The sequence below is a fragment of the Candidatus Thiothrix phosphatis genome, assembly GCF_035668035.1.
Classification (GTDB): Bacteria; Pseudomonadota; Gammaproteobacteria; order Thiotrichales; family Thiotrichaceae; genus Thiothrix; species Thiothrix phosphatis.
Genome location: NZ_JAYMYJ010000138.1, coordinates 1 through 7,035, shown reverse-complemented (window position 1 = coordinate 7,035; position 7,035 = coordinate 1). Strand labels below are relative to the sequence as shown.

Sequence of the window (7,035 nt, the reverse complement as noted above, 5' to 3'; positions counted from 1 at the left end):
TAAAAATGCTGGAAGACGACCACAAAGCCATTTTCCGGGCATCAACGCTGGCACAGCGGGCTACTGATTACCTCATCGGGCTGGCCTCACCTGTCCTGACAAGGGAAAGCGCCTGAAGGTAACACCAAACCTGCCACAACAGCGTAGAGGGTTGTGGCAGGCCGAAGGGAACAACAGACAGCCACCGACCCAAGTGCTGGGACACACGGCAAGCAGAAGCAGGACAAAACCATGACGGATGAAACAGTCTCGACAGTCGTAAGTTCTCGCCCTGCTCATCAGTCGTGCTGACAAGCCAAGTTGCATGAAATCCCTTAAAGTATGTTGGCTACCACACCTTCAGTTCTTCAGAGGGGATTTCATGCTAACTGACCTATACCATGCCCTTGCCGACTTGAGAAGTGTCTTTTCCCGCCAGCGGAGTTGGCTGCTGTTTTGTGCGGTCATCCTGGGTTTTCTGTGTGGGACGGAGATGGGCGGGGTCACGTCGCTCTGCCGCTACTGGGTGTCGGATGAACGCGGCTATCACCGGCTGCTCCATTTTTTTTCGTGCCCGCTCCTATCGGCTGGACAGCCTGCGTAACCGTTGGCATCAGTGGGTACTGGGGCAAGGGCAACACCTGGAAGTGGGTGGGCGTCTGGTGTTGCTGGGCGACCATACCCATGTGGTCAAGGATGGTGGACGTATGCCGGGGGTGGTTTCACTACGGGAAACCTCGGAGACGCAAAGCAAGCCGTCCTACTTCCGGGGCCAGTGCTGGGGCGCACTGGGTCTGCTGGTGGGAAGCTGGTCTGCCTGTTTTTGCCTGCCGCTGGCTCTGCAACTCCACCAGGGTTTCCAGCATGTCCGGGAAACCGCCACGGAACTGCGGTTGGGGGAACGGGTGGCACGGATGGCGGTGGATTTTGTGGGGATGAATGGGCGTGCCTGCTGGCTGGTGCTGGACGCTTTTTTTGCCAGCGCCAGCGTGTTCCGGCAAACACAGGCGGTGTGGTTGGTTTCCGGGCGGCAGCCTGGGGTGCGGGTGATTACCCGCGCCAAAAAGAATTATGTTGCCTACTGCCCGCCGCCCGCGCGTCAGCCGGGCCAGCGGGGACGGAACCGCCAGTATGGCGACAAGCTGGTGTTGTGGGAAGCGTTTGACCATCCCTATCTGTTCCGAACGGTCGAGGTCACGCTTTACGGTCAGCAGGAAAGCGTCCAACTGATGTCGGCCCACTTGTTATGGCGACCCTTGGGCCAATACCTTCAGTTTGTCTGGGCTATCACTTCGCGTGGGCCAATCCTGCTGATGTGTGACGACCTGACCGTGGAGGCCGAGGTGGTGCTGGGTCTCTACGCCCGCCGCGTTCGGATTGAAACCCTGTTCGATACCTTGAAAAATACCCTGGGCGTGTTCCGTTTCCACTTCTGGAGCCGCCATTTGCCGCGCCATTCCCGTCAGCCAACGTCCAACCGCACCCTGAAACCACCCCACCCGCAACACCTCCAGGCCGTCAGGGATTGCTGGCGGGCGATGGAATCCTTTGTGCTGTGCGCCTCCATTGCGGCGGGTCTGTTGCAACTGTTTTCCCTCAAATATGCTGATAGCCTATGGCAACGGCAAATCCTGTATTTACGCACCCGCTCCCGCCATCTGCCTTCTGAAAATACTGTCCGCCAGATTCTGGCCCCGTTGCTGGCACGGGAATTTTTGCATTCTCCTCCCCGGAGCCTCTGGTGGAAAATTCGTGACGCCATCAACGGCGATGAAGAGGATGAACACCCCGCTTTGGCATCGGTGGTTTAAAAAGCAATGTCGATCAGGGAGTTAAAGATGCAGAAAAGGAAGGTTGCAAGCTAGCCACATGCTGGTCGGGGAGGTGGAACTTATCACTGTCGAGAAACAGTAAAAGAACCTATCAATGCCCACAAAGTCGCTGAAACTGAACGTATGAAGGTGATGCCTGCCTTGTTCGGGATGCGCTTCGCCCAAGTAGAACAAACGGTCTACCAATTGATGGACAGGCTATGCAGCACCTATCAGGGAGGACAATGGGAGTTATACACGCTGTCAAACAGCAGCTTTTACATGGCTCCACGCAGGGCGGATAAACTGCTTATCGAATGGGATGGAAACGGTTTTACAGGGGAAATGGGCGCGGATGCTGCCGGTATTGTCGCCTGCCTGTTTACCTACTCAGCCCTGTCTTTCCAAGGGTGCGAAACCTGTGGCGACATGTACCACCTGCTGCTGGATTATGCTGAACAACACCCAGAAGCCAGCCTGATTTTCAGTGCCATCGACTAAAAACGTACCCAAGGGGAGTAAAGCAGGACGAACGTCACAAAATACCAGCAGGACGGCAAAATGTCAGGATTCAGGAAAATGCGGACGATGTGCTATAGTCATAAGTGCGGTACAGGCTGAGGAGCCGATGACCGCCCAGGGTGATGCGGAAGCATCCCACATGCAAGGGTGTCTTCGGACACCCTATATTATTCCGGCAACCCGGAATTTGTAGCAATTAGGCTGCTTCACTCTCGTCCAAATCTTCCACCACCGGCAACAAGGGCAATTCTTCCTGTTGCGATGCCTTTGTGAAACGGAAATCAATCGCCACCACCGAACGTTGTTCCCTGATTGCTACCCAGGATACCCGCAAGTCTGTATGCGAGTTGATCTGTTCAACGGCTGGAACCAGAATACGTGCCTTAAAGTTGGCAAAACGCATATAAGAATCTGACAACTCCAGCATTTCCTTGAAATCTACCAGCGTCACACGGATAGAAGACCGCAGTTTCACGTACTGCTTAAGATACTCATAAACCCGGATAGCATACGTACTGGTCAGATGTGATATGTAGCGCAGGTCATAACTGGTAAAACGCTCATTCAACAGCGTCAAAAATGGCAGTATCTCCGGGGAAAAATTCACCGTAACCCGACCATTACCCCTGTCATACGTCGCCTTACTAACCCAACGAACCTTCTCAACCCTGCCATCTTCAAACCGGGTCTTTACTTCCCGGTTCCACAGCCTTTCTGTTGCATCCTCTAAGGCTTCATAAGCATGGCGAGTCTCAAGCGTATAGGCAGCCGCAAAAGCAGCCGCAGTCACCGCCTTGATACGTGAAAAAGGCTTCCTTGAGTCAATTTGGGCAATACAAAACAAGATCAGACGTTGCTCATTCAAACTCAACGTATAACCCGCTTTCACCAGTTCATTGGATTTGGTAACTTTCCAGTTGGTAATATCATCCACGTGCTGCAATCCTTCACTAGCTGCTACAACTACAAACATTTGTAGCAGTAGCAGAAGGATAGCACAAAAATCCGTGGATAACTCTGTTGGTATCTTGTTGATAAAATGTGGATTGTCAGAATCTGTAGCACGAACAGCCGGAATCTGTAGCACGAACTCGGAATCTGTAGCATTGAACCCGGAATCTGTAGCACGAACAGCCGGAATCTGTAGCAGATAACCATTGTAACCCAATGATAACAAAAAAGAAATCCAATCCTAAAATCTTAAAAAAAGAAAACAAGATAAATATTTAAAAACAAGTCATAGTAGACGCACAAAAATCTGTGGATAACCAAGCACTTCAAGGTAAAAAGACCCAACCCTTCGCACCTAAAGGTGCTTCGCCCTGTCCTACGGACAGCCTACAAGGAATTCCCTTCGGTCATACGCTCTTTGTCTTGGGGCTTTGCCCCAAACCCCAAGGTATTTATACCAGGATGATGATGGATTTCTTCTCCTGACTAACGATTTGGGGAAATTAAAGGGCGATATGGACATTATTTCGCAGTAGTGATAGCGGGATGGTTTTACATTGGTTGGATTTTTAGCCAGTAAAGGTGTTCTAGTCAGGAATTGGGTGACTGGTTCCGGTTCCGTGCTACAAATTCCGGGTTGGGATTCGAGTTTTTCATGTAAAACTTCCCCGCTTAACCCTTTGAAGGTTGTTTTTTCGGTTATTAGGTCTAAGATACTGCTAAAGCCAATGGTACGCACCTCTATAGGTTGTTATAAAGGTTGTATTTAAGGCTTTAAATGAGAACCTGACTACACGAGGACATCCATGGGAAAAATCCTGACGGTGGCGATCCACAAAGGGGGGACAGGAAAAACCACCCTTGTATCACACCTTGCCCTGTATGCACGTAGCAAGAAGCTATCTGTCCTGATCATCGACATGGATGCCCAAGGTAATATCAGTGCTTTCTTCAATGTTGAGTCACCTACAGCCGGAGCATCAGCCCTGTTTCTGGAAGGGCAGGAAGCACCCATGCATAGCATTGACGGTGAAGACTTCAAACTGATACCCGCTGACAACGGATTATTGGGAATTGAACGCCTGCCGTTTGAGAGCGTGCAGCTATATCGGCAACGCTTGCGCAGCTTCGCTGCCACTTTTGATCTGGTGATCCTGGACACCCCTCCATCCATGGGATTCTCCATGCTGGCCCCGTTAATTGCGTCTGATTTTGCTGTAGCTCCTGTTATCCCTGATGCGTACAGCATCCGTGGGGTCAAGTCCCTGTACGCCAAAATCAAGGCAGTGCGCAGCAAACACAACCCGTCCCTGAAATTTCTCGGACTGGTGCTGAACCGCTGGAACAGCCGGAATTCACAACAGGTGGAAATGGTGAAGAAATTCCAGGAGCTGCTGCCGGGACAGTTGATTGCTAATCCACTGGCAGACCGCTCAGCTATTGCCAATGCTGCCTACGACAGCAAGGCTGTATGGGACAAACCCAACGGTGGTGCTGCACGGGTAGCCGCAGTCGAGATGCTGGAAGTCATGGCGGAAATTATGGAAAAAATGGGCATGAGGAACAAAGGATGAAACAGGATGATTTCGGGTTAGGTTCCCTAGCCGCAGAACTGGAAGCAGATACTACCGTCATTGCCGAGTTGCTATTGCACCAGATTTCCCCCGACCCAGAACAACCCCGCAAGTCGATTGACCCCGAAAAGTTGCAGCAACTGGCGGATTCCATCAAGGCACAAGGTGTCATTCAACCGATTGTGGTACGTAATGGGAATGCGTTTGACAGCTACATCATTGTGGCCGGTGAACGTCGCTGGCGGGCTGCACAGATTGCTGGTCTGAATACCATTCCTGCTGTAGTACGCGAATTTGAACAAACTGCCCTAGCAGCAGCCCAGATCATTGAGAACATTGACCGGGAAGGCTTCACTCTGTTGGATGAAGTGCGGGCAGTCATGAAAATGTGTGAGCTTTGTGGATCAGCCAAGTCTGCCGGAGAGTCACTGGGAAAACCCAAAGCGTGGATCTCGCAGCGGGTCAAAATTGGCACTGTTGGCGGCATCATCGAAACCTTCATTGAAGAGGGGGACAGCACCGATGTGATGGGTACTTATCAGCTCGCCCGTTTCACGGAAAAGCACCCGGAAGAGGGCAAACAATTCATTGAAAACTGGATCCAGCACCCGGAATCACGGGGCAGTTTGCGGGAAAAAGTAGCCGAGTTGTTTTTCCAGATGGACAGACCAAAGCCAGCCGGTGCTAACCAGGACGAAACCCCCGTATCTGCTACAAATTCCGGGTCAATGGAGGCCGTTACGCCTGTTCAGACCGAACCAAAACCGGCTGTTGCCACTGTTGTAGCTTCGGTTGAACACAAGCCAGTGCCTGCAAGCGTACAACAGGATGGAAGCAAACCCAAAGTTGCCCCAAAGGCAGAACATAAGCCGGAAAATGTAGTCAATTTCCGGGTGGGAGACGAAGAGATTTTCCTGCAAACACCAACCCGCACGATTGTTCTCAACAAAGCGATGTTAAAGGTCATCCATGATCAACTGTAGGTTGTCAGAGGAGGATTTCAGGCGGGCAGTTGCCACCCTGAAACGTTTTAGGGAACGTCCCCAACAAGCAGCATGGCGGGTACTGGTTGCAGGGGAAACGCTGGAGACAGCAGCCTCTGTACTGGATATTTCCAAAGAGGCCGTCAGGAAATCCGTTGGTAGGGTTGCCACTGCATGGCAGCACCTGAACCTATCAGAACTGGATGCTGCCCGTGAAGCCGCTATTGGTCTGATGCGGGAAATCATGCCGGAACAAGGTATCCCGGAGGGTTGGGAACCTGTGGTTGTTTACCTGCCGCGCAGCATGGCAAAAAGTATCCGTGAACTGGAAGTCCAACAACTGGCTGCGGTACAAAGGAATAATAACAGCAATCCTGCAAACACCCAGACAGCACACCATTAATGCCGGACGCATACCCAAATCTGCTGCTGACAGGCAAACATGGGCTGTATTCACTGCGTCTGGTGGCAGGCCGTCCTGCACAAGTTGTAGCAGGTAAGCAGCACAAAGGACTGCTGTTTGAAGAAGGGCAAACCTTCTGTTATGTGCTGGCGGGTAGTGGTCAGGCCAGTGCCTGGGTGGTTCGCAACCGGGCAGGTCAGCATTCATTACCGGGATTGGAAAAACCGGTGGTGCTGTTGTTGGAGGCCGCAGGGAAACTACGGGTACAACGTTTGTTGAAGACCTTCCGCTTGCTCAAGGATAACCACACCAACCTCACCACCATCCCTTTCGAAACCTTCATCCTGTGGGATTCCCTATTGGCTGGCAAACGTTACCAACCGGACTGGATATTGGCAAAGCTACCTGCTACTGATGGGAGCTAACCGGGCTTTATGCTACAGATTCCGGCTATCACTGGCGAGCTGATGGCTGTTCCAATGCCTGCAATACAACACCCACCAGATCATCTCGGTCATGCACAATCTTGTCACACGCCATCTCAATCATGGCATTGACAATGGCAGTGGCGGATTCACCGGCTTTGCGGAAATCGGTGCGGATACCGATGATGGTTTGCCCTGCTGATTTGCGGCTGAAGAAGTAACCTATTTCCCAAGCTGTGCCATCGTCCACCTGTGTTCCATCCAGCAAGGCCACCACGATATGGGCATTGTCCAGACCGTCCTTGCAGCGCCGGAATATCTCCTGCCGGGCAGCTGTCACCACCGATGTAAAACTGACCCACCCCATCAATTGAAAACTGACCCACC

The 7,035-nt window shown here is 52.0% G+C and carries 8 protein-coding genes; 6 read left to right on the top strand and 2 right to left on the bottom strand.

Going from position 1 to position 7,035, the window contains the following annotated elements; all coding sequences use genetic code 11:
• Nucleotides 1-512: 512 nt before the first annotated feature.
• Nucleotides 513-1,790, top strand: a complete 1,278-nt coding sequence (locus VSS37_RS16360; protein WP_324696930.1) for a hypothetical protein — start codon at nt 513-515, stop codon at nt 1,788-1,790.
• Between the two features lie 144 nt (nt 1,791-1,934).
• Complete coding sequence (locus tag VSS37_RS16355) at nt 1,935-2,291, top strand: antirestriction protein (protein WP_324696928.1); 357 nt, start codon at nt 1,935-1,937, stop codon at nt 2,289-2,291.
• A 217-nt stretch (nt 2,292-2,508) separates the two neighbouring features.
• Here the strand turns inward: VSS37_RS16355 and VSS37_RS16350 are convergent, their stop codons facing one another.
• Nucleotides 2,509-3,489: a replication initiation protein gene (locus VSS37_RS16350; RefSeq protein WP_051543377.1), complete on the bottom strand. Its 981-nt coding sequence runs from the start codon at nt 3,487-3,489 to the stop codon at nt 2,509-2,511.
• A 580-nt stretch (nt 3,490-4,069) separates the two neighbouring features.
• On the opposite strand from VSS37_RS16350, the gene VSS37_RS16345 reads away from it, so the two are divergent.
• The 4 genes from VSS37_RS16345 to VSS37_RS16330 are packed head-to-tail and all read left to right on the top strand — an operon-like array spanning nt 4,070 to nt 6,648.
• The gene (locus VSS37_RS16345) at nt 4,070-4,837 is read left to right on the top strand and encodes a ParA family protein (RefSeq protein ID WP_028489531.1); all 768 of its coding nucleotides are present in this window, start codon (nt 4,070-4,072) and stop codon (nt 4,835-4,837) included.
• Nucleotides 4,834-5,820, top strand: coding sequence for a ParB/RepB/Spo0J family partition protein (locus VSS37_RS16340; protein ID WP_324696925.1), 987 nt, complete (start codon nt 4,834-4,836; stop codon nt 5,818-5,820). The genes VSS37_RS16345 and VSS37_RS16340 overlap by 4 nt, the downstream gene beginning before the upstream one ends.
• Nucleotides 5,807-6,223 (top strand): TrfB-related DNA-binding protein, encoded by a 417-nt coding sequence (locus VSS37_RS16335; protein ID WP_324696923.1) that lies wholly within the window; start codon nt 5,807-5,809, stop codon nt 6,221-6,223. Before VSS37_RS16340 ends, VSS37_RS16335 begins: the two co-directional genes overlap by 14 nt.
• Nucleotides 6,223-6,648, top strand: a complete 426-nt coding sequence (locus tag VSS37_RS16330) for a hypothetical protein (RefSeq protein WP_324696921.1) — start codon at nt 6,223-6,225, stop codon at nt 6,646-6,648. The genes VSS37_RS16335 and VSS37_RS16330 overlap by 1 nt, the downstream gene beginning before the upstream one ends.
• A 28-nt stretch (nt 6,649-6,676) precedes the next feature.
• Here VSS37_RS16330 and VSS37_RS16325 read toward each other — a convergent pair.
• A partial coding sequence (locus VSS37_RS16325; protein ID WP_324696919.1) for a nucleoside 2-deoxyribosyltransferase occupies nt 6,677-7,035 on the bottom strand: 359 nt, incomplete at its 5' end.